The organism is Nonomuraea monospora (assembly GCF_039531895.1).
Lineage (GTDB): Bacteria > Actinomycetota > Actinomycetes > Streptosporangiales > Streptosporangiaceae > Nonomuraea > Nonomuraea monospora.
The window spans coordinates 122,153-145,195 of the sequence record NZ_BAAAQX010000001.1 but is presented as its reverse complement, the minus strand read 5'-3'; the positions used below and the strand labels follow the sequence as shown (position 1 = coordinate 145,195).

21 protein-coding genes and 1 pseudogene are annotated in these 23,043 nt (G+C 69.8%); 8 read left to right on the top strand and 14 right to left on the bottom strand.

All coding sequences use genetic code 11. The features are described 5' to 3' along the window. Positions 1–66: 66 nt before the first annotated feature. From ABD331_RS00665 to ABD331_RS00650, 4 genes and pseudogenes are all read left to right on the top strand, one after another. The gene (locus ABD331_RS00665) at positions 67–1,296 is read left to right on the top strand and encodes a class I SAM-dependent RNA methyltransferase (RefSeq protein WP_344470731.1); all 1,230 of its coding nucleotides are present in this window, start codon (positions 67–69) and stop codon (positions 1,294–1,296) included. A 614-nt stretch (positions 1,297–1,910) separates the two neighbouring features. Next, on the top strand, positions 1,911–2,582 hold the full coding sequence (locus ABD331_RS00660; protein WP_344470142.1) for a hypothetical protein: 672 nt from the start codon (positions 1,911–1,913) through the stop codon (positions 2,580–2,582). A 14-nt stretch (positions 2,583–2,596) separates the two neighbouring features. Beyond that, positions 2,597–3,472, top strand: a complete 876-nt coding sequence (locus ABD331_RS00655) for a DUF3037 domain-containing protein (protein WP_344470141.1) — start codon at positions 2,597–2,599, stop codon at positions 3,470–3,472. Positions 3,473–3,505: 33 nt separating this feature from the next. Further along, positions 3,506–4,346 (top strand): annotated as a pseudogene (locus ABD331_RS00650) (IS5 family transposase). A gap of 107 nt (positions 4,347–4,453) precedes the next feature. Here the strand turns inward: ABD331_RS00650 and ABD331_RS00645 are convergent. The 6 genes from ABD331_RS00645 to ABD331_RS00620 all read right to left on the bottom strand — a co-directional run bounded on the left by ABD331_RS00645 (position 4,454) and on the right by ABD331_RS00620 (position 9,086). Next, the gene (locus ABD331_RS00645) at positions 4,454–4,723 is read right to left on the bottom strand and encodes a GntR family transcriptional regulator (protein WP_344470140.1); all 270 of its coding nucleotides are present in this window, start codon (positions 4,721–4,723) and stop codon (positions 4,454–4,456) included. Between the two features lie 680 nt (positions 4,724–5,403). Next, complete coding sequence (locus ABD331_RS00640; protein WP_344470139.1) at positions 5,404–5,634, bottom strand: hypothetical protein; 231 nt, start codon at positions 5,632–5,634, stop codon at positions 5,404–5,406. 220 nt (positions 5,635–5,854) lie between these two features. After that, on the bottom strand, positions 5,855–7,150 hold the full coding sequence (gene aroA / locus ABD331_RS00635) for a 3-phosphoshikimate 1-carboxyvinyltransferase (RefSeq protein ID WP_344470138.1): 1,296 nt from the start codon (positions 7,148–7,150) through the stop codon (positions 5,855–5,857). Between the two features lie 32 nt (positions 7,151–7,182). Then, positions 7,183–8,124: a hypothetical protein gene (locus tag ABD331_RS00630; protein WP_344470137.1), complete on the bottom strand. Its 942-nt coding sequence runs from the start codon at positions 8,122–8,124 to the stop codon at positions 7,183–7,185. Then, positions 8,121–8,456 carry a PadR family transcriptional regulator gene (locus ABD331_RS00625; RefSeq protein ID WP_344470136.1) on the bottom strand — a complete coding sequence of 112 codons (336 nt, stop codon included), beginning with the start codon at positions 8,454–8,456 and terminating at the stop codon, positions 8,121–8,123. Before ABD331_RS00625 ends, ABD331_RS00630 begins: the two co-directional genes overlap by 4 nt. A 63-nt stretch (positions 8,457–8,519) precedes the next feature. Further along, complete coding sequence (locus ABD331_RS00620; RefSeq protein WP_344470135.1) at positions 8,520–9,086, bottom strand: TetR/AcrR family transcriptional regulator; 567 nt, start codon at positions 9,084–9,086, stop codon at positions 8,520–8,522. A gap of 88 nt (positions 9,087–9,174) precedes the next feature. Here ABD331_RS00620 and ABD331_RS00615 point away from each other — a divergent pair, with 88 nt between their 5' ends. After that, positions 9,175–10,062: an SDR family oxidoreductase gene (locus ABD331_RS00615; protein WP_344470134.1), complete on the top strand. Its 888-nt coding sequence runs from the start codon at positions 9,175–9,177 to the stop codon at positions 10,060–10,062. Between the two features lie 72 nt (positions 10,063–10,134). Further along, a complete protein-coding gene (locus ABD331_RS00610) occupies positions 10,135–11,967 on the top strand; it encodes an HAD hydrolase family protein (RefSeq protein ID WP_344470133.1) in 1,833 nt (610 codons plus the stop codon). 309 nt (positions 11,968–12,276) lie between these two features. On the opposite strand, the gene ABD331_RS00605 is transcribed toward ABD331_RS00610, so the two are convergent. The 6 genes from ABD331_RS00605 to ABD331_RS00580 all read right to left on the bottom strand — a co-directional run bounded on the left by ABD331_RS00605 (position 12,277) and on the right by ABD331_RS00580 (position 16,266). Next, entirely contained in the window at positions 12,277–12,948 is a 672-nt protein-coding gene (locus ABD331_RS00605) for a DUF3159 domain-containing protein (RefSeq protein WP_344470132.1), read from the bottom strand. 4 nt (positions 12,949–12,952) lie between these two features. Continuing rightward, entirely contained in the window at positions 12,953–13,159 is a 207-nt protein-coding gene (locus tag ABD331_RS60860) for an OB-fold nucleic acid binding domain-containing protein (RefSeq protein WP_225289212.1), read from the bottom strand. A 208-nt stretch (positions 13,160–13,367) separates the two neighbouring features. Further along, entirely contained in the window at positions 13,368–14,006 is a 639-nt protein-coding gene (locus ABD331_RS00595) for a DUF3710 domain-containing protein (RefSeq protein ID WP_344470131.1), read from the bottom strand. Positions 14,007–14,078: 72 nt separating this feature from the next. Continuing rightward, positions 14,079–14,519: a dUTP diphosphatase gene (gene dut, locus ABD331_RS00590; protein WP_344470130.1), complete on the bottom strand. Its 441-nt coding sequence runs from the start codon at positions 14,517–14,519 to the stop codon at positions 14,079–14,081. After that, positions 14,516–15,070 (bottom strand): PaaI family thioesterase, encoded by a 555-nt coding sequence (locus ABD331_RS00585; protein ID WP_344470128.1) that lies wholly within the window; start codon positions 15,068–15,070, stop codon positions 14,516–14,518. Before ABD331_RS00585 ends, dut begins: the two co-directional genes overlap by 4 nt. 11 nt (positions 15,071–15,081) lie before the next feature. Continuing rightward, on the bottom strand, positions 15,082–16,266 hold the full coding sequence (locus ABD331_RS00580) for an AI-2E family transporter (RefSeq protein ID WP_344470127.1): 1,185 nt from the start codon (positions 16,264–16,266) through the stop codon (positions 15,082–15,084). A gap of 148 nt (positions 16,267–16,414) precedes the next feature. Between ABD331_RS00580 and ABD331_RS00575 the strand changes: the two genes are divergently transcribed. Then, on the top strand, positions 16,415–18,544 hold the full coding sequence (locus ABD331_RS00575; RefSeq protein ID WP_344470125.1) for a DUF6351 family protein: 2,130 nt from the start codon (positions 16,415–16,417) through the stop codon (positions 18,542–18,544). Between the two features lie 47 nt (positions 18,545–18,591). Here the strand turns inward: ABD331_RS00575 and ABD331_RS00570 are convergent, their stop codons facing one another. Then, complete coding sequence (locus tag ABD331_RS00570; RefSeq protein ID WP_344470124.1) at positions 18,592–19,821, bottom strand: MFS transporter; 1,230 nt, start codon at positions 19,819–19,821, stop codon at positions 18,592–18,594. A gap of 58 nt (positions 19,822–19,879) precedes the next feature. On the opposite strand from ABD331_RS00570, the gene ABD331_RS00565 reads away from it, so the two are divergent. Beyond that, positions 19,880–20,398: an ArsR/SmtB family transcription factor gene (locus ABD331_RS00565; protein ID WP_344470123.1), complete on the top strand. Its 519-nt coding sequence runs from the start codon at positions 19,880–19,882 to the stop codon at positions 20,396–20,398. Between the two features lie 43 nt (positions 20,399–20,441). Here the strand turns inward: ABD331_RS00565 and valS are convergent, their stop codons facing one another. After that, positions 20,442–22,976 (bottom strand): valine--tRNA ligase, encoded by a 2,535-nt coding sequence (gene valS, locus ABD331_RS00560; RefSeq protein WP_344470121.1) that lies wholly within the window; start codon positions 22,974–22,976, stop codon positions 20,442–20,444. Positions 22,977–23,043: the final 67 nt, after the last annotated feature.

The following is a 23,043-nucleotide window of genomic DNA, read 5'->3' as shown; positions in this document are numbered from 1 at the left end:
AGTCCGATAAGTGGTCATCCGGGTAGGGGCACTAAGGTGTCGGATGTGGAACAGGCATCTCTCGAGCTGACGGTAGGTCCGGTCGCCCATGGCGGCTGGTGTGTTGCGCGCCATGAAGGGCGGGTGGTGTTCGTACGGCACGCCCTGCCAGGCGAGCGGGTGATCGCCGCCGTCACCGAGGAGACCACCCGCTTCCTGCGGGCCGACGCCGTCGAGATCCTGGAGGCCTCCCCCGACCGCGTCGTCCCGCCCTGCCCGTACGCGGGCCCCGGCCGCTGCGGCGGCTGCGACTGGCAGCACGCCACCCTCGACGCGCAGCGCCGCCTCAAGGCCCAGGTCGTGGCCGAGCAACTGCACCGCCTCGCGGGCATCGAACGCGAGGTCGTCGTCGAGGAGGTGCCGGGGGCCAAGGACGGGCTCGGCTGGCGCACCCGCGTGCAGTTCGCCGCCACCCCGGCCGGCGAGCTCGGCTTCCGCCGGCACCGCTCCCACGACATCGAGGTCGTCGACGCCTGCCTGATCGCCCACCCGGAGGTCGAGGCCGTCGGCGCCGAGGACCACACCTGGCAGGGCGCCGCCGGCGTCGAGGTCATCGCCTCCTCCGGCGGCGACCGCGCCGTCGTCGTCGCCCCGCGCCCCCGCCGCAGCGTCACCGTCCCCGACCTGGAGGCGCCCGCCTCCGTCCTCCTCGACCAGGGCAAGGGCCGCACGGTCCCGCGCCGCGGCTCGGGCGTCCTGCACGAGCAGGTCGGCGACCGCGAGTTCCGGGTCGCGGGCAGCGGCTTCTGGCAGGTCCACCCCGGGGCCGCCGAGACCCTCCTGGACGCGGTGCTCGCCTACGCCGCCCCCGAACCCGGCGAATGGGCGCTCGACCTCTACTGCGGCGTCGGCCTCTTCGCCGCCGGCCTCGCCGAGATCGTCGGCCCGGAAGGGGCGGTGTTCGGCCTGGAGTCCGAGGCCGCCGCCGTCCGCGACGCCCGCGCCAACCTCCGCGACCTGCCCCAGGCCCGGGTGGAACGGGGGCGCGTCGAGGAGGCCCTGGACCGGTTCCAGATCGAACGGGCCGATCTTGTGGTGGTGGACCCGCCTCGGGCCGGGCTGGGGCGGGACGTGGTGGAACGCATCGTGTCCCTGGACGCTCTGCGGATCGTGTACGTGTCTTGTGATCCGGCTACGTTGGCTCGGGATCTGGCTTGGTTCGGGGAGCGCGGATACGTGCTGTCGGACCTGCGTGCCTTTGATGCTTTTCCCATGACACACCATGTGGAATGCGTCGCCCTGGTCGTCAAGGAGTAGCCCACTCCTTACTCGGTTACCGGGTGGGCCGTCCGATGCCCGCCCCGAAAGGGCCTCGCCTTCGGCTCGGACTGTGTTCAAGTGGGATCGCGGCGGAGCCGCGATCCCACAGGCAGGGGGCCTCCCGGCCCCCTACACCCTCGGACAATGACGTGGCTTCGAAGATCGGCATTCAGTTCAGCAAACGGGCGCCCTCGCTCGACAACATTGAACCAAGGTCACACGAGGAAGGAGGCTTCAATCGGCTGGGCGGACAAGCGCTCAACGAACTCTCAGGCGCCGTACGCGAGTCGCGGCTCTCGCACATGAGTCGGCATGGTCGTATTGTCATGCGATTCGCTACACCGGCCTGAGATTCGACGCACCAGGTGCGAGCATTGTCCGATTTTCTAGGCCTACAAGTCCTGCGAATCAAGAAGTGGGTGCGATTTTGGGCACGAGACTTACCCTCCTCCCCTAGGGTGCTACCGGTCAAGCAGTACTCCGAAGGAGGCCCTGTGGTTCATCCACGGGACTGGGCCGGACTGGTCCACGGTCGACATGACCGATTCGACACTCTGAGCGTTCGAGCTGTCAGCGGCTCGTCCAGCCAGTCATGGGCCCACCCCATTCGCGTGCTGGCCAGTGACGGACACAGCTACTACATGAAGACCTTGGGCGGATGTCCAGACTTCGCCCAGGGATCCGTCGCTGTGGAGTACGTGATTGCCGAGGCGGGGAGACTCATTGGTGCGCCGGTCTGCGGCAACAGCCTGATCCGCATTCCCGAGGAGTTCGATGACTGGCCTCTCCCCTCGGGTGGCAAGCTGACAGCTGGCCTGGCCCATGCGAGCGCCGCCTTGGAACGAGCCATCGAGGCCCGGCCTGCACTGACAGGCCGGGCACGAGACGACAACCGACGCCGACACGTAGGCCTCTACGCCCTCTACGATTGGTGCTTCGGAGATGACCCTCAGTGGCTGCACGACCTTGAGGGCGACCACGCTGCCTACAGTCATGATCACGGCCTCTACCTTCCACCGCACGACGGGCGCATCACCCGCCGGTATCTCGTCGACTGCGCGGACGAGCCGAACTCTCTCACCGACCCGCCCTCGGGGCTGGATCCTCGGGCGATCGCCGATGTGTCACAGGCGCTTGAGAGAATAAGCCGCGATGCTCTCGTCAAGATTGTGCGTGGCGTGCCAGCATCGTGGCCAGTAAGCGACGACGATCTGGAAGCACTCGGCTGGTTTCTGGAGCATCGCGCGCCGGCCGTTGCCAGCAGGATCCGAGCACTAATGTGAAGGGAGGTCGGCCGATGAGTCGCTATATCTACTCGATTGTTCGCTGTCTCCCCGACCCCAAAACGGGGGAGTTCGTCAACATCGGCGCCATAGCGGGCGACCCCACTACAGGGGACTGGTCGCTGCGTCAGCTCAGCAACTTGCAGCGAGTACGCCGCTTCGTCGACCGTCCCGTCCTGGAGACGGCAACCGGATGCCTGCTCAGGCTGTACGACGAGATCGAGCGCAACCAGGCGGCACTTGTGGAGGACACCGGCGAGCCTCTGGGCGAAGATTGGCTGTACAGACTCCACCACGATTACCGCAATATCGTGCAGTTCAGCGCTCCGGCACCGGTGATCGCGAACGATGCGCACGAGGCGCTAGCGTTCGTCTTCGAGCACCTGATCGTCGATCCGGTCGAGTCACCCAGGCATCCGTCGGTGACCCGTCACGCACTGCAAAGTCAGATGCGCAAGGCATACCAGGATGCGAACATCGCCGAGCACTTGGTGCGCACGAAGGTGCAACTACATGTGGGCGCAAAGCTGCAATCGTCGATGGATTTCGCCATCGCCAACGGCAGGGTCCTCCAGCTCACTCAGACGTGGTCGTTCCGCCTGACTCAGGTTGACGAAGTGCCCGACAGGGTCAAGTCGTGGGGCTATGCGATCGGACGCTTCCGGGACGGAGAAGAAGCGCGAGTAGTGGACGCACTCGGAAACGTCAGCCTCATCACTCCAGATGTGGATCTCGAAGTTGTGATCGCTCCGCCGGAGACTCCGGCAGAGACGAAGGCTTACGAGGAAGCTGAGCAGGTGTTTGAGAACCTTGGAGCGAAGGTTCATTCCTCGCAGGAAGTAGGAGCTGTCAGCGCAAAGGCGGCCGAACTAGCGCGTTCCCGCACTTAGAGGTCCTAACAAAATGATCTATAGCCGCGTCCCATGGTGCTGCTGATCGTTGATCTTCGCGTGAAGAAGGGCGAGCAACTGCCGTGGATCGTGCAGGACAGTCTGTGGGAGCGAATCGAGCCGCTACTGCCGAAGGTGGAGCGACGCCGACGCCACCCAGGGCGTAAGCGGCTGGATGACCGGCTGGCGTTGCAGGGCATCTTGTTCGTGCTCTACACCGCCATCCCGTGGGAGTTCCTGCCGCAGGAGCTGGGCTTCGGCTCGGGGATGACCTGCTGGCGGCGGCTGCGCGACTGGCACGCGGCCGGGGTGTGGGACCGGCTGCACCAGCTCCTGCTCGCCGAGTTGCACGCCGCCGGCCAGTTCGACTGGTCCAAGCGGTGATCGACAGCTCGCACGTCCGGGCACTCAAAGGCGGCCCAAAACCGGCCCGAGCCCGGTCGACCGCGCCAAGCCGGGCTCGAAACACCACGTCATCACCGACGGCGGCGGCATCCCCCTCGCCGTCTCCCTGACCGGCGGCCACCGCAACGACGTCACCCAGCTCATGCCCCTGATCAAGGCCATCCCACCGGTACGCGGACGCGTCGGCCGACCGCGCAAGCGCCCGGACCGCCTCTACGCCGACCGCGGGTATGACCACGACAAGTACCGCCGCCTGGTCTGGCGCACCGGCATCAAACCCATCATCGCCCGGCGCGGCACCCCGCACGGCTCCGGCCTGGGCACCCACCGCTGGGTGGTCGAGCGGACGATCGCGCTCCTGCACTGGTTCCGCCGCCTGCGCATCCGCGGGGAGATCCGCGACGACATCCACGAAGCGTTCATGAAGCTCGCCGCCGCGATCATCTGCTGGAGACGCCTTGTCCGCTGATGATTCTGTTAGGACCTCTTAAGCATCCACGAGGCCGCGCCTCCGACGCACAACCCTCATACCGAACGGTCGTAGCGCGCCGCTACGACGTCATGGCGCGCTCGTCATCAATGGGTGATGTCGTCGCGCCGTAGAACGACCGATCCCCTGCCCGGCTTCGTGATGATCAACCCGCGTTCGCGGAGAATCTCGAATGCCTTCCGGATGGTCGCGCGGCCAGTGCCAAAGTAGCCCTGCAGTCGGATCTCGGACAACACAGTCCGCGGCGGGTAGTCGCCACAGTCGATCCGTTCCCCGATCCAGTCCGCGATCTGCTCATATCGGTAAAGCTCCGGGTTCCAGTCGTCATCGGTCCACGGAGCGTCAGGTAGCTTCACGGGGCGGACCCTAGACCGCCAGTACAACTCATAGATAGACCAAGCAGTACAGACACCGTCAGACCTAGGCCTAGACAGATGGGTACAGGTTGGCCTAGTTTTGATTAGACGATCCGCCGGCGTGCCTCTAAGATACGTACTATAGACGTATCAGAACCGACTGCGAATATTTCTTCAAAGACGCTGCAAGCTCCCAACCCGACACCTCGCTTGTCCCCCGCGCCATGCCAGAAGAAGGGAGTCACGTGACGGGACCGCAGGACAGCACCAGCGACCCCCCATCCACAGAGAGCGAGGGCGACCAAGTCAGCAACGGCCGCCTCTTCCCTGTCAACACCCCGCATGCCTTTCCCCACCCGAAGCCCCCACGACATGACCACGTCAAGATCGACTGGTCCGAATCGGCGGGCAGGAGCGCCTCCTTCAGAATCCGCAGCCACACCTGCGAATGCCTGCCCACCATCTGGGAACTGTGCGCCGCAGGCGGCCTGCTGCACATCCGCCGGACCGAGAGAACACCTCAAGAGGAACGGGTGTACGAGAGCCCCTGGATCCGGACACCCGAAGGGATCGCACTCTGGGCCGCCCTGCTCGAAGGACGGGCCCGGTAGCCCTCGCACCACAGCGGGAGGCCCCCCGCGACTTTTTCCCGCGAGGGGCCTCCCGCATCACGTACGAGCTCAGTTCATGCCGTGCCCGTGGCTCTCGTCGTCGTCCGTGTCCGCACACCCCGCGGTCGTGGTCCACAGGGTCATCGGCGCGTCCATCTTGACGACGTTGGTCATCCCGTTCTCGCACATGATGAAGGACGGGCCGTGGAAGTCGAGGTCGTCGCCGGCAAGGGCGGGTGCGGCGGCGAGGAGCAGGGCGGCGGCGGTCATGGTGAAGGCAGCGAAGGCGGCTTTGTACATGGTGGTCCCCCGTTGTGGCGTGAGGTGATCTTTCGCCAGCCTTCGTACCCGGGGATGTGGATCAAGTGGTTCAGGGTTCGATGCGAAGATCTTTACCCGGCTGCCACGCCCTCGCCCCCAGACCTCGTTCCACGCCTCAACCCGACCCGAGTGCCTAGTTCCCGTCACGCACCCCAGCCCGACACCACCCGAAACCGAGCTCTCGCCGCACACCTCAGCCCTACACCACCCCGATCCCCCACTCCTCACGCAGGCCCGCCAGCGCCTCATGGAACCCGGGGAACGTCTTCTTCACGCACCCCGGCTCGTCCAGCGTGATCCCAGGCGTGCGCAGCCCCGTGACGCTGAACGACATGGCGATCCGATGGTCACCGTGGCAGGCGATCTCGGCCGCACGGGGCCGGGCCGGGGTGATCTCGATCCAGTCGCGCCCGACGGCCACAGGCACACCCAGCCGCCGCAGGTTCTCGGCACAGGCCTCCAGCCGGTCGCATTCCTTGACGCGGGTGTTGTAGACGTCCTCGATGCGTACGGGACCGTCGGCGAAGGGGGCGATGGCGGCGAGGGTGGGGACGGTGTCGGAGATGTCGCGCATGTTGACGGTCAGGCCGTGCAGGCGGCCGGTGCCGGTGACGGTCACGGAATCGTGCGACATATCCACTGAAGCGCCCATGCGCGACAGGACCTCGGCGAAGCGAACGTCCCCCTGCAAAGCGCCCGACCCCAGCCCGGGCACCGTGATGGTGTTCCCCGTCAGGGCGGCAGCGGCGAGCGGGTAGCTGGCCGTGGAGGCGTCGGGCTCGATGGTGTACTCCGTCGCCCGGTACGCCTGCGGCGGAACGTGGAAGGTCTCCCCCTCGCGCCGCACCTCGACCCCGAAGCCGCGCATCATGGCGAGCGTGATCTCCACGTACGGGACCGACACGAGGTCGGTGACGGTGATCTCCAGCCCTTCGGCGGTCAACGGCCCGACGAGCAGCAACGCGGTGAGGAACTGCGACGACAACCCGGCGTCCAGCGTGATCCGGCCGCCCTTGATGCCGTTGGCCCGGACCGTGAGCGGGTGGTGGCCTTCCTCGCCCTCGTGCGTGAGGTTCACGCCGAGTTCCCGTAGCGCGCGGGTGAGGGGGCCGAGCGGGCGGCGGCGCATCTGCGGGGAGGCGTCGAAGTGGAACAATCCGTGCCCGGCCGCCACCAGTGCGGGCAGGAAGCGCGCGGTCGTGGCGCCGTCGCGGCAGAACACCTCCGCTTCCCCGCGAGCAGGCCCCTCCGGCCGGCCCTCAACTGTCCACACCTCGCCGCCGCCCACAGAGCCACCCCCAGGCGAGCCGTCACCCGCACCCGCCTCCGGCCCGCGCTCCACCCGGTACCCGAGCGCGACCAGCCCCTCCACGAACCCCTCAGTGTCGTCGGACACCAACGGCCGCCTCAACACGGTGGTCCCCCGGGCGGCGGCGGCCAGGAACAAGGCGCGGGCCGTGATGGACTTCGATCCAGGCACCTGCATCATCGTCATGCAGGCAGCCTAGACGCGGACGAACCAGCCCCTCAGCCCCCCGCCCCGGCAGCGGACGACGGCACCGATCCGGCCCTGGCGAGCACCCCCACGACCCCCAGCACCCCCACGGACAGCGTGGTGAGCAGGACCAGGCCCAGCAGATCCGCCTCCCGCACCATCCCGACGCCGACGATCGAAGCCATCGGCACCAGCACGACCACCACCCGCCGTCCGACGGGAGAGCGGAACGCCAACACCGCCGCGACCAGCACGACCGCGACCGCGACGGGGAAACCCGCCCACCGGACGATCATGGCACCCAGAACGGACAGCCCGGCCAGGGCGGCCGCCCACTTGAGCAGGCGCGGGGTGCCCGCGGAGCCGGGGCCAGGCGACGGAGCCAGGGCCAGCATCACGGCGCACAGGGCGGCGGGCAGCATGCCCATGGCGATGTCGCTCGCATCGACGGGGTCCGCCTGGACGAGCACGCCGTCGGCGTTCCACAGCGCGAACTCGTACTCGACGCGATAGATCGACCACCCGGACAGCAACGCATACCCCGAGGCGCACGCGACCGCGGCCCAGGGCCGGTTGAGCCAGGCGAACAACGCGATCAGCCCGTACGGGAGCGCCTGCAGGCCCGTCTCCCCCATCAGCCGCAGGCCTTCCCGGTTGAACTCGCCCCGCAGGACCCACTCGCCATAGCTGGCGGCGGCGTCCAGTTCGAGCACGAAGAGTGCGATGGGGGCGAGGAGCGCGGCGATGTTGAGCGCGTCGCGCCAGTGCAGGTTCGAGCGGCCTTCGACGGCGCGGCGCAGGCGGATCGTCAGGCCGCCGCGCAGCACGTCGCAGGCGTCCCCGAGCGACGGCCGCCGCCGGCCCGGCTCCGCGCTCGCGAGCAGCACCGCGACCATCTCGTCCTCGTGCCGGGCGCGGTGCTCCTTCGGGTACGCCGCCAGCAAGCGCCGGAAGCCCCGCTCCAGCCCGGTCATGCGCCACTCCCCATCGGCTTCAGGCCGTGCCGGGTGCGCAGCCGGGCGGTGGCGGTCTCCACGTTGCGTCGCAGTTGCTCGGTCTCGGCTGCCAGGCGCTGCTCTCCCGGCGGGGTCAGCCGGTAGTAGCGCCGGGCGCGGCCGTCCACGATCTCCTCGCGGTCGGGCTCGACCAGGCCTTCCCCTTCCAGCCGGTCGAGGGCCGCGTACAGGGTGCCGGCTCGTAGGCGTACGCGCTCTTCGGAGATTCGCAGCACGTCGGTGATGATGCCGTAGCCGTGCTGCGGGCCGGCGGCGAGCGCGGTGAGGATCAGGAACGTCGGCTCCTGCATTGATCGACTATTCACACCACCGATATATACCGATGATCTGACTATGTCGCAACCCGGCTGCACTCAACCGAGAGCGGCCGACGCGGCCCGCCATTCGTCGAACGCCTCCCGGACCAAGTCGGGGAGCGAACCGTCCAGCTCAGCCCACCGCCCGAAACCACTGTGAAAGGCCCGGACCCCCAGTTCGGCGGCCAGACTCGCCACCGCGTCCGGCGCGCCGCGCTTCAGCAGCGCCTCAGTCATGGCCCCCACGAGCACAGCACTCTTGTACGCGGCCCGCTCCCGCAGCTCCTCATTGGCCGCGATCACGGCCAGCAGCCGTCCGGCGAACACCTGTTGCCCATCAGTGAAGGATCCCGCCAGCGCGTCGAGCGCCTCGCCGACGGCCTGGAGTGGCGTGGCCGAGGGAGGGGCGGCGGCGATCGCGTCGGCGAGGATCCGGCTGTGCAGCTCCTGCCCGGCGAACAACACCTCCCGCTTGTCGCGGAAGTGCCGGAAGAAGGTGGTCTTGGTCAGCCCGGCCCGCTCGGCGATCCCGCTGACGGTAGTGCTGTCGTACCCCTGCTCGGCGAACAGATCGACCGCAGCCGCGACCAGCCGCTCCCGCGCGTTCGGCTCCCATCTCCCCATGGACGCCAAGCATAGGTGATGTGACTTGGTACCGTCACCCTGCTACCGTTCTGACGGTACCAAGTCACATCACTCTGGGAGAGAGAACATGCGTGTCTTCGTCACCGGCGCCAGCGGCCACCTCGGCTCCGCCGTCGTCCCGGAACTTCTCGAAGCCGGACACCACGTCACCGGCCTGGCCCGATCGGACGCCTCAGCCGCCGTAATCAAGGAGCTGGGCGCCGACGTCCGCCGCGGCGACTTCACCGATCTGGACGGGCTGCGCGAGGCGGCAGCCGAGGCCGACGCGGTGATCCACCTCGCGTTCAACCACGACACCCTCGCCGCGGGCGGCTTCGCCGACGCCGCCGCCACCGACCACACCGTGGTGCGGGCGCTCGGCGACGCGCTGGCGGGCACGGGCAAGGCCCTCGTGGGCGTAGGGTTCAAGCCCACCGGCATCGAGGCCGTGGACGCGACGATCAACGCCAACCCGCGCTCCGCCACGGCCCGCATGCTCGCCGAGCTGGCGAACGAGGGGGTGCGCTCGGTGCTCGTGGGGGTGCCGCCGGTCGTGCACAGCGTCCGGGACCGGCACGGCTTCGTCCCGACCCTGATCGGGATCGCCAGGAGCACGGGCGTGTCCGGGTACCTCGGCGACGGGAGCAACCTCTGGCCCGCCGCCCACGCCCTCGACGTCGGCCGTCTCTACCGGCTGGCGCTGGAGAAGGCGCCGGCGGGCGCGCAGGTGCACGCCGCGACGGAGGAGGGCGTCCCCGTGCGCGAGATCGCCGAGGCCATCGCCCGTCACCTGGGGGTTCCGGCCGTGAGCATCCCCGCCCAACGGGCCGAGGAGCACTTCGGGTTCTTCGCCACGTTCGCCGGAATGAACCTCACCATGCCGAACGCCGGCACCCGCCGCCTGCTCGGCTGGGACCCCGTCCACCCCGGCCTGCTCGCCGACCTGGAGGAGGGCCACTACTTCACCACGGGCTGACGCGGGGTCAAAGTTCACCTCGCCTTCACCTGGACCGCCGGATGCGGGCCTCTCCACGGGTAGGGAGGGACCATGCGCTACAACGTGCTGGCCTGCGATTATGACGAGACCCTGGCCAGGAACAGCCAGGTGGACGACGCCACGATCGAGGCGCTGGAGCGGCTGTCCAGGGCCGGGTTCAAGCTGCTGCTGGTCACCGGGCGCGAGCTGGACGACCTGCTCTCGGTCTTCCCGCATCCCGGCCTGTTCGACCTGATCGTGGCCGAGAACGGCGGTCTCCTGTACGACCCGCGCCAGCGCACCTGCGACACCCTGGCCGCGCCCCCGCCTGCCGAGCTGGCCGAGCGGCTGCGGGCCGAGGGGGTGAGCCCGCTGGGCGTGGGGCAGGTGCTGATCGCCACGCGAGAGCCCCATGACGTGCACGTCCTGCGGGCGATCCGGGAGCTGGGGCTGGAGCTGCAGGTCATCTACAACAAGGGCGCCGTCATGGTGCTGCCTCCCGGCGTGAACAAGGCCACCGGCCTGTGCGCGGCGCTCGACCGGCTGTCCCTGTCGCGGCACAGCGTGGTCGCGGTGGGCGACGGTGAGAACGACCACGCGTTCCTGACGGCGGCCGAGTGCGGCGCCGCCGTGGCCAACGCCCTGCCCGCGCTCAAGGACGCCTGCGATCTGTGCCTGGACGAGCCGGACGGGCGCGGGGTGGCCGAGCTGGTGAGGCTGCTGCTGGCGGGCGACCTCGACGAGCTGGACCTGCCCCGCCACCACGTGCTGCTCGGCCACGTGCACAAGGAACGTCCGAGCAAGGAACGTCCTAGCGAGGAACGCAGGGGTGAGGGACGCGCAGGTGAGGAACATCCGGGTGAAGAGCGCGGGGGTGAGGAACGCGCCGACGTGGAGGAGGTGCGGCTGCCCGCGTACGGGATCGGCCTGCTGGTGGCGGGCCCGTCCGGCAGCGGCAAGTCCACGGTCACCACCGCGCTGCTCGAACGCCTCACCGGCGACGGCTACCAGTGCGTCATCGTGGACCCGGAGGGCGACTACGCCGAGTACCCGGGCGTGACGGTGCTCGGCGACCCCGACCGGGTGCCGGCCGTGGACGAGGTCGTGCACGTCCTGGAGCAGCCCGCGCACAGCGTGGTGATCAACCTGATCGGCCTGCAGCTACGCGACCGGCCCGCGTACTTCGCCGAGTTGCTGCCGCGCCTGACCGGCCTGCGCGCCAAGCTGGGCCACCCGCACTGGCTCATCCTGGACGAGGCCCACCATCTGATGCCCGCCGAGGTACGGCACGTGCCCCTCCAGCACCCCGGCGACCTGGGCGCGCTGCTGCTGATCACCGTGCATCCGGACGCGCTGAGCCCGGCCGCGCTGCGCCTGGTCACCAGCGCGATCGCGGTGGGCAAGGAGCCGGCGGACACGCTGGCCGCCTTCGCCACCGCCCGCGGCCTCCAGCCGCCCGCACTGCGCCCGGCGCCGAAGAGCGACATCGCGCTCTGGCTGGACGGCTCGGACGAGGCACGCGAGCTGACCCTGGCCCCGGCCCGCGTCGAGCGCACCCGCCACCGGCGCAAGTACGCGGCGGGCACCATGGCCAAGGACAAGAGCTTCTACTTCACCGGGCCGGAGGAGCGGCTGCGGCTGCGGGCCAGGAACCTGCACACGTTCGTCGAGCTGAGCGAGGGTGTGGACGACGACACCTGGCTGCACCACCTGCGGCACGGCGACTACTCGAGGTGGATCAGGGAGCAGCTCGGGGACGCCGAGCTGGCGGACGAGGTGGCCGCCGTGGAAGAGGCCGACCTGTCGCCACAGGACAGCAGGCAGCGCGTGGCCGACCTGATCGGCGCCCGTTACACGCTGCCCGCCGAGCCCACCGACTTCGACCCCGACCACAGAGACCGCTGACCACCCCGAGCCAGGCACGACCCCAGAGACTTCCGGCTAGCCAGGCACGCCCCAGAGACCGCCGACCACCTCAAGGCAGGCACCGCACCAGAGACCTCTGACCGCCCGAGGGCGCAGGGGCCACAGGGCCGCTGGCGATACCGGCGGAGCGCGCCCGCAGGGGCCGCTGATCACACCCCGAGGCGGACACGGCCGCGAGGAGCGCCGGCCGCCCGAGGGCGGGCCAAACGGGCCCGAGGGCGGCCGAGCGGGCCCGAAGCCGCGGTCAGGCGGGCACGAAGCCGCGCTCAGGCGGGCCCGAAGGCGCGGTCAGGCGGGTGCGACCGGTGGTTTGATCGGCGTGCGACCACGGCCGAGCAGCCACAACATGGCGCCCAGCGCGGCCACCTGCAACGGCCACCCCATCACGATCTTGGCGAAGCCGAGCGCCGCCACCGCCTCGTCCCCACCGCCGAACAGGTAAACCGGCCCCTGAACGGCCACCCGCACCGCGCACGGCAGCAGGAGCAGCCACGTCAGCCGCTGGCAGAGCCGCACGATGCCGGGATCCTTGTGCCAGGCGGTCGGATCGCCCGTCACCGAGCCGATCAGGAACCCGACGACCGGCCACCGCGTGACGATCGAGATCAGCATCGCCACCGCGTAACCGGCGTTGTAGAGGATGCCGGGCAGGAAGTAGTCCTTCGCGTCGCCGGACCTGCTGGCGAAGAACGCGCCGATCGCGATGCCGATCAGGCTGTTGATCACGAACTGCGGTGTGGATCTCTGGATGACCCGGATGAGCAGCAGCACCACCGACAGCGAGATGCTGATGATGAGCGACAGCTTCAGGTCTTCGCTGGAGATCCAGGACAACGTGAACGCGATCGTCGGGACGGCCGCCTCGATGATGCCGCGCACTCCGCCGAGGGCCTTGGCGAGCTGCGCTCGCACCGCCGCCTCAACGGTGTCGTGGGCGACCTCTTCCGCCTCAGCACTCACCTGATCAACTCCCTGGGCGCAGCTCGTAACGCGGATTGAACATCACCTTGCGCCCGTCCTGCATGCTGACCAGGCCTTCGGCCTTGACCGTGCGGCCGGGCTCGATTCCGGCGATCTTGCGGCGGCCGAGCCAGACCAGGTCGATCACGTCGGACCCGTCGTACAGCTCGGCTTCGAGGGCGGGCGCGCCGCCCCTCGGTCGCAGGGTCACCGTACGTAGCGTACCCGCCACGCAGAAGCGGCGGCGACCGCCACACGAGACGATCGGGGTGGCGCCGACCTCGTCGGCGTCCTCCCGGAGCTCCTGGGCCTCGATTTCGGACTGGCTGGTGGCCAGCCGACTGAAGAACCCGCGCAATCCCCCGCGTTTAGGGGGTTCTGCCGTACTCATGATGCATCAGCCTATGTGATGTCTGCTCTTAGCGAATCTCACTGATTTCAGGCCCTCGCTTGAACGGGTTGAAGCCCTGCCGCTGCTCGCCCGCCTCGCCTGCCTGCTCGTTCGGACGGCGCAGCGGGATGGGCTCCTCGCGGGCCATCGGCTCGTCGCCGCGGACCACGACGACGTCCTTGATGAAGTCGATGTAGGCCTGCGCGACCGCGTCGTCGGCGGCCGCCTTGCCGGAGATCACCGCCAGCAGGAACCAGCGCGGGCCGTCGATGCCGAGGTAGCGGGCCGGGCGGCTGTTGCCCTCGACCTTCATCTCGCCGGTCAGCTCGCTGCCGAACGGGCCCTGCCGCTCCTCCAGGTGCTTGGCCTGGGCCAGGATCTTGGTCTTGACCTCGTCCCACAGGCCGGAGCTGCGGGGCGCGGCCAGGGCCTGGAGCTGCAACGAGCTGTCCTCGTACAGGACGACCACGCCGACGTGCTGGTCTCCGACGGAGGCCAGCCGGACGTCGAACTCGGGGTTGTGCGGCAGCCGGAGGCCGCCCAGGTCGATCCGCTCGGTCTCCGGGTGGGGCTCGTCGGCGTCCCACGGGCCGGACTCTCGCGTTGGCGCCGCGGCCTCCTGATCGGCCGCCTGCTCCGGCTGCTCACGACGACGACGTCGGAACACGTTCCTCACTCTCCCTGCTCGTCGGGCCGTTGCGGGCCCGTGGTTCTCCGGGCCCTGCCGGGCCCCTTCCCGTCAGCGGCCGGTCGATCCGAATCCGTTGGCGCCGCGCACGGACTCCGGCAGCCGCTCGGCCACCGTGAACGCCACCCGCTCCACCCGCTGGATCACGAGCTGCGCCACCCGGTCACCCCTTCGCAGCCGGAACGGCTCCTTGAGGTCCGTGTTGATCACCGTCACCTTGATCTCGCCCCGGTAGCCGGCGTCCACGGTGCCGGGCGCGTTGACGAGCGTGACGCCGTGCCTGGCGGCCAGCCCGGAACGTGGGTGCACGAACGCGGCGTAGCCATCGGGCAGGGCGATCGCCACGCCCGTGCCGACGACGGCGCGCTCGCCGGGCAGCAGCTCCACGTCGCCGGCCGCGTAGAGGTCGGCTCCCGCGTCTCCCGGATGGGCGTACGACGGGATCGGCAGCTCGGGGTCGAGCCGCTGGATGAGGACCTCTGCCTCGGTCAAGGGTTCACCTCGTAGTCCTGGTGTTCGGCGGCGATGGCGGCCAGATCGCCGTGCTTGGCGAAGTGTTCCATGTTCACCTCGATGAACAGCGCTGCCGCGCGGACGGCGACCGGTCCGTCTGGGGCGCCGATGCGCCCCTCAGCCTCAAGGTACGCCTTTCTGCCGTCGATGCCGTTGCACCAGGCACGCAGGTGGAGTGTCGTGCCCACGGGAACGGGGAGCAGATAGTCGGTCTCCAGCCGTCCCGTCACATAGGGCTTGTGGAACAGGTAGACGGACATTCCGATGACTTCGTCCATGGCTGCGGCCAGGACGCCGCCGTGGGCGAGGCCCGGCGCGCCCTGGTGGGCTTCCCCTACCGTGAACTCGGCCTCCACAGTGGTGCCGTCGGGGGTTCTGGCGTTGAGGTGCAGCCCGGTCGGGTGGCCGGCGCCGCAGCCGAAGCACTGACTGTAGTGGGAGCCCAGGGTGGTGCCCGCCTGCGGCGCATCGGGATGCGCGGCGGGCGCCTGCGCGCCCGGCGGCGGGGTGGTGAGGGAGGAACGCGTCACGGGTGACGAGGTTACTCCGTGTCCTCACCACGCTTGTCGCCAGTGGCGTCCGGCGGGACGGCGGCCCCTTCCTGAGGGTCGCGCGGCCCCGGCGGTGGTGGATCGTCACCTGGAGGGGCGTCGCTGTGACCGGGTGGCAGCTCGGGTTGCTGATGTCGCAGCTCGGGCAGCGCCCGGTAGATCACGGCCGCCACCGGCACGGCCACGGCGGCCCCCGCGATGCCCGCCAGGATGCCCCCGACCGACAGCACGAGGATGATGGCCAGCGGGTGGAAGTTGAGCGCCCGCCCCACGATCAGCGGCTGCAGCACGTGGTTCTCGAGCTGCTGCTCCACGATGAGGATGCCGAGGAAGATCAGCGCGTAGACGAGCCCCTTGGCCCCCAGGGTGACCAGGGTGGCGATGGTGCCCGCGAAGAAGATGCCGACGATCGGGATGAAGCTGGCGAAGAAGATCAGCACGGCCAGCGGTGCCCACAGCGGCACGCCCATCCCTGCCAGCACGATGCCCATGATGAGGCCGTGCACGGCGGCGACCGCCACCGTGCCCTGGACGTAGTGGGAGAGCGTGGCCCAGGCGGCCCGCCCGGCCCTGTCGACGCGCGGCGACACCCCGCCGAACCCCCTCAGGAACCACGACCAGATCCGGTCGCCGTCCTTGAGCAGGAAGAACGTCACGAACAGCAGCAGCACGATGGACGCCAGCACCTCGACGGCCACCGCGCCGGCCGACAGCACGGTGCCGGTGATGGCGGTGCGCTGGGCGTTGAGCATGGTGGCCAGCTCGTCGACGTAGCCGGTGATCTGGGTCTGCTCCAGGTGCAGCGGGCCCTGGATCAGCCACCCTTGCACGGATCTGGCCGTCTCCTGCACTTGCTCGACCAGGTTGGGGAACTCCTCGCTGGCGCGCGCCCCGACCAGCCAGCCGGTGCCGACGAGCACGGCCAGGGCCACCAGCATGGTGATCCAGGTGGCGTAGATGGGCCGCATGCCGGCGTTGCGCAGCGAGTTGGTCAGCGGGAACAGCAGCGCGGTCAGCAGGAGGGCGATCGCCACGGGCAGCGCGACGAACGCCAGGCGGGCGATCGCCTGGACGATGAAGTAGACGACCACGCCGACGAGGATCAGGCACCCACTCCATGCGGCCATTCTGGCGAGCACGGGCGGCACGAGCTTGGTTGGGCGGTCGGAGAGCACGTGTTCAAGACTGGCACGTCCTGGCCCTGGATGCGCGCGGATATCGGCCCGGCAGCCGAGAGCGTAATGGCGCAGCACTTGAAAGTGCCGCTCACCTCCGGCAGATCGGGCCTGGGCAAGGGCAGGAGCGCGTGTCACCGTCATGGTCATGAAGACGGTGCTGGTCCTCACCCTGCTGGCGTCACTCACCCCCGCTCCCGCCTCCCGCGCGGACCTGGCGCTGGAGGTCCTGTCCAGCCGCCCCGACCAGGTGACCGGCGGCGACGCCCTGATCAGGGTGCGTGGCGCGAGCAGGGTGCTGCGCAACGGCGAGGACGTGACGGCGCTCTTCGAGCGGACGGGGAACGGCCTCACCGGCCTGGTGGACGGCCTGGTCGTGGGCGAGAACACGGTCACCGCCACGTCGGGGCCGCACAGGAGGTCGTTGAGGATCCGCAACCATCCCATCGAGGGCCCGGTCTTCTCGGGCGCGCACCAGTACCCGTTCCTGTGCAAGACCGAGCGCAGCGGCCTGGGCCCGCCGGTCGCGGACAACCAGGACGGCCAGGGCATGCGCGTCGAAGGCGGCTGGAGCAGGGACTGCTTCGCCCCGGTGGTGACCGACCGCCTCTACCGCTCCACGGACGGCACGTACAAGCCGATGCCCGAGCAGGGCCATCCCGCCGACCTGGCGACGACGACGCTGCTGGACGGCCGTACGGTCGACTTCGTGGTACGGCGGGAGCGCGGCGTGATCAACCGCTTCCTCTACTCGATCGCCATGATCGAGAACGGCTGGAACCAGCGGGCGATCTACCGCTTCGACGGCGGCGTCGCGATCGGCCACGACCAGGGCACGCTGGGCGGCGGCGCGCTCGACCCGTACGGGCTGGGCAAGGGCTACGCGGTGCTGCACTCCTCGGGCACCCGCACCTCCACCCACTACAACCTGATCCTGGGCGGCGAGACGGCCCTGATGGTCAAGGAGCGCTTCGTCGAGCGGCACGGCACGCCGCTCTACACGGTGGGCGTGGGCGCCTCGGGCGGCGCGATCCAGCAGTACGTCTACGGCCAGAATTACGGCGACCGGGTGATCGACGCCGCCATCCCGCAGTACTCCTATCCGGACATGGTCACCCAGACCATCCACGTGGGCGACTGCGAGCTGCTCGAACGCTACATGGACCACCACCCCCGCTGGGCCCGCTGGGACGACCGCACGGCCCTGATCGGCATGAACGCCAGCGACACGGTCGTCAACCCGCTCACGGGCCGGCCGGGCTCCGACGAGTGCGTCAACGGCTGGCGCGGTCTGACCCCGCTGACCATGAACCCGCTGTGGACGAGCAACAACGACCCCGAGTGGCAGCGCATGGACCCGCCGGGCGTCAAGGACACCGTCCAGTGGACGCACTGGGACGACCTGCGCAAGGTGTACGGCGTGGACGAGCGCGGCTACGCCCGTTCGACCTGGGACAACGTCGGCGTCCAGTACGGGCTGGAGGCGCTGGCGGGCGGGGTGATCACGCCGGAGGAGTTCCTCGACCTCAACGCCGAGGTGGGGTCGTGGAAGGAGGCGGCCGACATGGTGCAGGAGGGCTGCCCGTTCGTACGGACCGCCTGCCCGGCCGACCTCGACCCGTGGAGCGCCCGCAACGCGAACCTGAGCGGCGACCCGGCCCCGAGGCGGACGGGCGACCCGGAGGCGATCAGGAGCGTGCGGCGCAGCGGCCTGGTGTTCGGCGGCGACCTCGACCTGCCGGTCATCGACTGGCGGCACTATCTGGAGGAGCGGCTGGACATGCACAACGCGCACCAGTCGTTCGCCTCCAGGAAGCGCATGCTGGACCACGACGGCCGGGCCGGGAACCAGGTCATCTGGTTCACCGACGCCCGTCCTGACGGGCCGATGTTCGACCAGACGCCGGAGGCGCTCCAGGTCATCGACGCCTGGATGGCGAATATCCGGAAATATCCGGCGCGGGGCGTCGTCGGGAACAAGCCGCCCCAGGCCGTGGACCGCTGCTTCGCCACGGACGGCACCGAGATCGCCGCGGGCCCGCACGTCTGGGACGGTGTACTCGACCGCCGCTCCCCCGGCCCGTGCACCCAGCGCTTCCCGCTCTACGGCACCTCCCGCACGGTGGCTGGCGGCCCGATCGAGGGCGGCGTCTACAAGTGCCGCCTGCAGCCGGTCGAGCGGGCGGTCGCCAAGGGCCTGTACGGCTCGTGGGACCCGACGCCGGACCAGCGGGCCAGGTTGAAGCAGATCTTCCCGACGGGGGTGTGCGACTACTGAGCCGACGGTCCGCGGGCGACGGCTCCGTGCGGGCGTCGGCGGGGCGGCTACTGAAGCTCCGAGGGGACGGGCAGCTCCCGCATCGTCCGCAGGGGTGAGGTGAAGATCCACAGGAACGCCAGGCACGCCCCTACGGCCGCGACCATCAGCGTGTTCCTGACGCCGATCGCCTCGCCCAGCACGCCGCCGATCAGCGCGCCCAGCGGCATCGTCCCCCAGACCAGGAAACGCATGGTGGCGTTCATCCGGCCGAGCAGCGCCTCGGGGGTGGCGGCCTGGCGGAAGCTGAGCTGGGTGACGTTGTAGACGACCACGCCCGCCCCCATGCAGAACTCGTACAGCACGACCAGCCCGAGCCGCCAGTCGGCCTGCACCCACGGCAGCAGGAACGTCAGCGGCGCGGGGACCACGATGGCCAGCCACATGGTCGGCCCCTGCCCCAGCCACCGGGCCAGCCGCGCGTTGAACAGCGCGCCGGCGAAGCCGCCGAGCCCCGCCGCGGACATCAGCAGGCCGATCGTGCCGGCGCTCACGTCCAGCTCCCTGGCCAGCAGCAGCAGGGTCATCGGGTGGATGATCGCGGAGAACAGATTCGCGGTGCCGGTGCAGCCGGCGATGCGGCGCAGCAGCGGGTGGCCGAGCACGAACCTGACGCCTTCGGCGATCTCCTTGCCCAGGTGGGCCCTGGGCCGCTCCTGGCGCTCCTCCCGCTTGCGGATGGTGCCCAGGCACAGCGCCGACCAGGCGAACCCGGCCACGGTGATGATCAGCGCGAACGGCGCGGTGAGGAACTGGATCAGGTAGCCGCCGACGCTGGGCCCGCCGAGCTGCGCGACCGTGCGGACGACCTCCAGCGTGGAGTTGCCCTCGACCAGCCGCTCACGGCCGACGAGGTGCGGCAGGTAGCTCTGGTACGCGGCGTCGAAGAACACGGTGAACACCCCGAGCACCAGCGCCACGGCGTAGAGCTGGTAGATCGTCAGGACGTCCAGCCACCAGGCCAGCGGGACGGAGGCCAGCGCGAGCGCCCGCGCCCAGTCGCTGACCACCATGACGACGCGCTTGCGCCGCCGGTCGACGATCGCGCCCGCCGGCAGCCCGATCACCACGAACGCCAGCGTCTCGCACGCCGTCAGGACCCCCAGCTCGAACGCCGAGACGTCCAGCGCCGTCACGGCGACCAGGGGCAGCGCCAGCATGAGGAGCTGGCTGCCGACCTGGCTGGCGGTGTCGGCCAGGAACAGCCCCCGGAAGTCGTGGTCGCGTAAGAGGCTCACGAGCAGAAACCTCTCACAACCGATTGGGTAATTTCAACCGGTTATAGGGTGGCCTGCCATGGCCACCAAACGCCGTCCCGCTACCGAGGCCGAGGCCCGCGCGCTGGCCTCCGCCGTACGGCTGCGCATCCTGCGCCTGTGCCTGGACCAGGCGCTCACCAACAAGGAGATCGCCGACCGGCTCGGCGCGAACCCCGCCACGACCCTGCACCACGTGCGCAAGCTGGTGGAGACCGGCTTCCTGGTGGCCGAGCCGAGCCGGCCGGGCCCGCGCGGCTCGACCGAGATCCCCTACCGGGCCACCGGCAAGTCGTGGGAGATGGACGTCAGGGAGAGCGGCGTGACGGGCGGCAGGACCGCCATGCTGGACGCGTTCCTGGAGGAGATCAGGCTGGTCGACATCGAGGAGGGCAGCTTCACCAGGCTCGGGCTCAGGCTCACCCCCGAGGGGCACGCCGAGCTGACCGAGCGGCTGCAGGAGGTGTTCGACGAGTTCGCGCACCGGCCGCCGGCGCCGGGCGGGGAGGCGTACTCGCTCTTCCTCGCCGTGCACAAGGACGTCAGCAGAGACGCGTGACGCGGGGCGCGCATGCGCGCCCCGCGTCACGCGATCACGAGGTTCAGGCCAGGTGGACCTCGACCTTCAGCGTGTCACCGGACTCGAGCACGAACTCCTCGACGTTCCCGGCGGCGCACAGGTCGTCCTGCGCCTGCCGGACCAGCTCCAGGTCGGGCGTCCACACGGTCAGCCGCGACACCTCGGCCCGCATCGACAGCTTGGCCTCGGACTTGGCCTTGCGGATCTGCCCGAGCACCTCCGAGGCGACGCTCAGCACGGCGGGGTCGCCGGCGCCGCGCTCGACGGCGGGCCAGGAGGAGCGGTGCACGGAGCCCTCGCGCCACCACGACCACACCTCCTCGGTCACGAACGGCAGGAACGGCGCGAACAGCCGCAGCAGCACGTCGAGCGCCTGCCGCAGCGCCGCGTGCGCGGAACCCGCGCCGGACTCGCCGCCGGATCCGTTGCCGGAGTCGTCGTAGGCCCTGGCCTTGACCAGCTCCACGTAGTCGTCGCAGAACGCCCAGAAGAAGCGCTCCACGGCCTCGACGGCCCGCGTGTGGTCGTAGGCCTCGAACGCGTCCGTGGCCTCGCGCACGGCGTCGGACAGCGCCGCCAGCATGGCCAGGTCGATCGGCTCGCTCACCTCGGCGGCGGACTCGCCGGCGGCCAGCCCCAGCACGAACTTCGAGGCGTTCAGGATCTTGATGGCCAGCCGCCGGCCGACCTTGAGCTGCCCGGCGTCGAAGGCGGTGTCGACGCCGTAGCGGCCGTTGGCCGCCCAGTAGCGCACCGCGTCGGAGCCGTGCTGCTCCAGCAGGTCGATCGGGGTGACGACGTTGCCCTTGGACTTGGACATCTTCTTGCGGTCGGGGTCGAGGATCCACCCCGAGATCGCCACGTCGCTCCACGGCAGCGTGCCGAACTCGCAGTGCGACCTGACCACGGTCGAGAACAGCCAGGTGCGGATGATCTCGTGGCTCTGCGCCCGCAGGTCGGCGGGGAAGACCTGGCGGAACAGCTCGTCGTCGGTGCCCCACCGGCCGGCGATCTGCGGGGTGAGCGACGAGGTGGCCCAGGTGTCCATGACGTCGGGGTCGGCCATGAAGCCGCCGGGCACGCCGCGCTGCTCCTCGGTGTAGCCGGGCGGCACGTCGGAGGACGGGTCGACCGGCAGCATCTCCTCGGTGGGCAGGATCGGCGCGTCGTGGACGGGCTGCCCCGCCTCGTCGATCGGGTACCACACGGGGAACGGCACGCCGAAGAAGCGCTGCCGCGAGATCAGCCAGTCGCCGGTGAGCCCCTCGACCCAGTTGTCGTAGCGCACCCGCATGTGCGGCGGGTGCCAGGTCAGCTCGCGCCCGCGCGCCAGCAGCCGCTCACGCAGCTCCTCGTCGCGCCCGCCGTTGCGGATGTACCACTGGCGGGTGGTGACGATCTCGAGGGGCTTGTCGCCCTTCTCGTAGAACTTCACCGTGCGCTGCACGGGCCTGGGCTCGCCGTCGAGGTCGCCGGACTCGCGCAGCAGCTCCACGATGCGCTCGCGGGCGCTGTGCACGGTCTTTCCGGCCAGCTCCTTGTACGGCTCCGCCTCCACGCCCTCCGGCGGCTCGGGCAGCAGCCGCCCGTCCCAGCCGATCACGGGCCGGGTCGGCAGGTGCAGCTCCCGCCACCAGGTGACGTCGGTGAGGTCGCCGAACGTGCAGATCATCGCGATGCCGGTGCCCTTGTCGGGCTCGGCCAGCCGGTGCGCCAGCACCGGCACCTCGACGCCGAACAGCGGAGTCAGCACCGAGGTGCCGAACAGCTCCCGGTAGCGCTCGTCGTCGGGGTGCGCGACCAGCGCCACGCAGGCGGGGATCAGCTCGGGCCTGGTCGTCTCGATCCAGACCGGCCCCTTCTCGCCGTAGAAGGAGATCTTGTGGAAGGCGCCGGGCCACTCGCGGTCCTCCAGCTCGGCCTGGGCGACGGCGGTGCGGAACGACACGTCCCACAGCGTCGGCGCCTCGGCCAGGTAGGCCTCGCCGCGCAGCAGGTTGCGCAGGAACGCGCGCTGCGCCACGGCCCGCGACTCGTCGCTGATCGTGGTGTAGAGCAGCGACCAGTCGACCGACAGGCCGATGCGCCGCCACATCTCCTCGTACGCCTGCTCGTCGATGGCGGTGAGCTGGTGGCACAGCTCCACGAAATTGCGCCGGGAGATGGAGGTCTCCCGCTTGCCCGGCTTGTCCGGCGGCACGAAGCCGGGGTCGTACGGCAGGGACGGGTCGCAGCGCACGCCGTAGACGTTCTGCACGCGGCGCTCGGTCGGCAGGCCGTTGTCGTCCCAGCCGATGGGGTAGAACACCGACTTGCCGAGCATGCGCTGGTAACGCGCCATGATGTCGGTGTGCGTGTAGGAGAAGGCGTGACCGACGTGCAGCGAGCCGGACACGGTCGGCGGGGGCGTGTCGATGGAGTAGACGCGCTCGCGCGGCGCCGACCGGTCGAAGCGGTAGGTGCCCTCTTCCTCCCAGCGAGCTACCCATACCTGCTCCAAGCCGTCAAGGGTCGGCTTTTGGGGCATGGATGGACGGCGTAGTCGCTGTTGAGTCATGCCTCCTTATGGTACGGCTTCGCGGGCGTCGCAGCGGTAGAGACTAGTGTTCGTTACAAAGGGGAAG

Bases quoted from the DNA above. Each gene is read 5' to 3' on its own strand.
- ABD331_RS00655 (WP_344470141.1), top strand. From the start codon at position 2,597: ATGAGTCGCTATATCTACTCGATTGTTCGCTGTCTCCCCGACCCCAAA.
- ABD331_RS00640 (WP_344470139.1), bottom strand. From the start codon at position 5,634: ATGTACAAAGCCGCCTTCGCTGCCTTCACCATGACCGCCGCCGCCCTG.
- aroA (WP_344470138.1), bottom strand. From the start codon at position 7,150: ATGACGATGATGCAGGTGCCTGGATCGAAGTCCATCACGGCCCGCGCC.
- ABD331_RS00630 (WP_344470137.1), bottom strand. From the start codon at position 8,124: ATGACCGGGCTGGAGCGGGGCTTCCGGCGCTTGCTGGCGGCGTACCCG.
- ABD331_RS00625 (WP_344470136.1), bottom strand. From the start codon at position 8,456: ATGCAGGAGCCGACGTTCCTGATCCTCACCGCGCTCGCCGCCGGCCCG.
- ABD331_RS00620 (WP_344470135.1), bottom strand. From the start codon at position 9,086: ATGGGGAGATGGGAGCCGAACGCGCGGGAGCGGCTGGTCGCGGCTGCG.
- ABD331_RS00615 (WP_344470134.1), top strand. From the start codon at position 9,175: ATGCGTGTCTTCGTCACCGGCGCCAGCGGCCACCTCGGCTCCGCCGTC.
- ABD331_RS00610 (WP_344470133.1), top strand. From the start codon at position 10,135: ATGCGCTACAACGTGCTGGCCTGCGATTATGACGAGACCCTGGCCAGG.
- ABD331_RS00575 (WP_344470125.1), top strand. From the start codon at position 16,415: ATGAAGACGGTGCTGGTCCTCACCCTGCTGGCGTCACTCACCCCCGCT.
- ABD331_RS00565 (WP_344470123.1), top strand. From the start codon at position 19,880: ATGGCCACCAAACGCCGTCCCGCTACCGAGGCCGAGGCCCGCGCGCTG.
- valS (WP_344470121.1), bottom strand. From the start codon at position 22,976: ATGACTCAACAGCGACTACGCCGTCCATCCATGCCCCAAAAGCCGACC.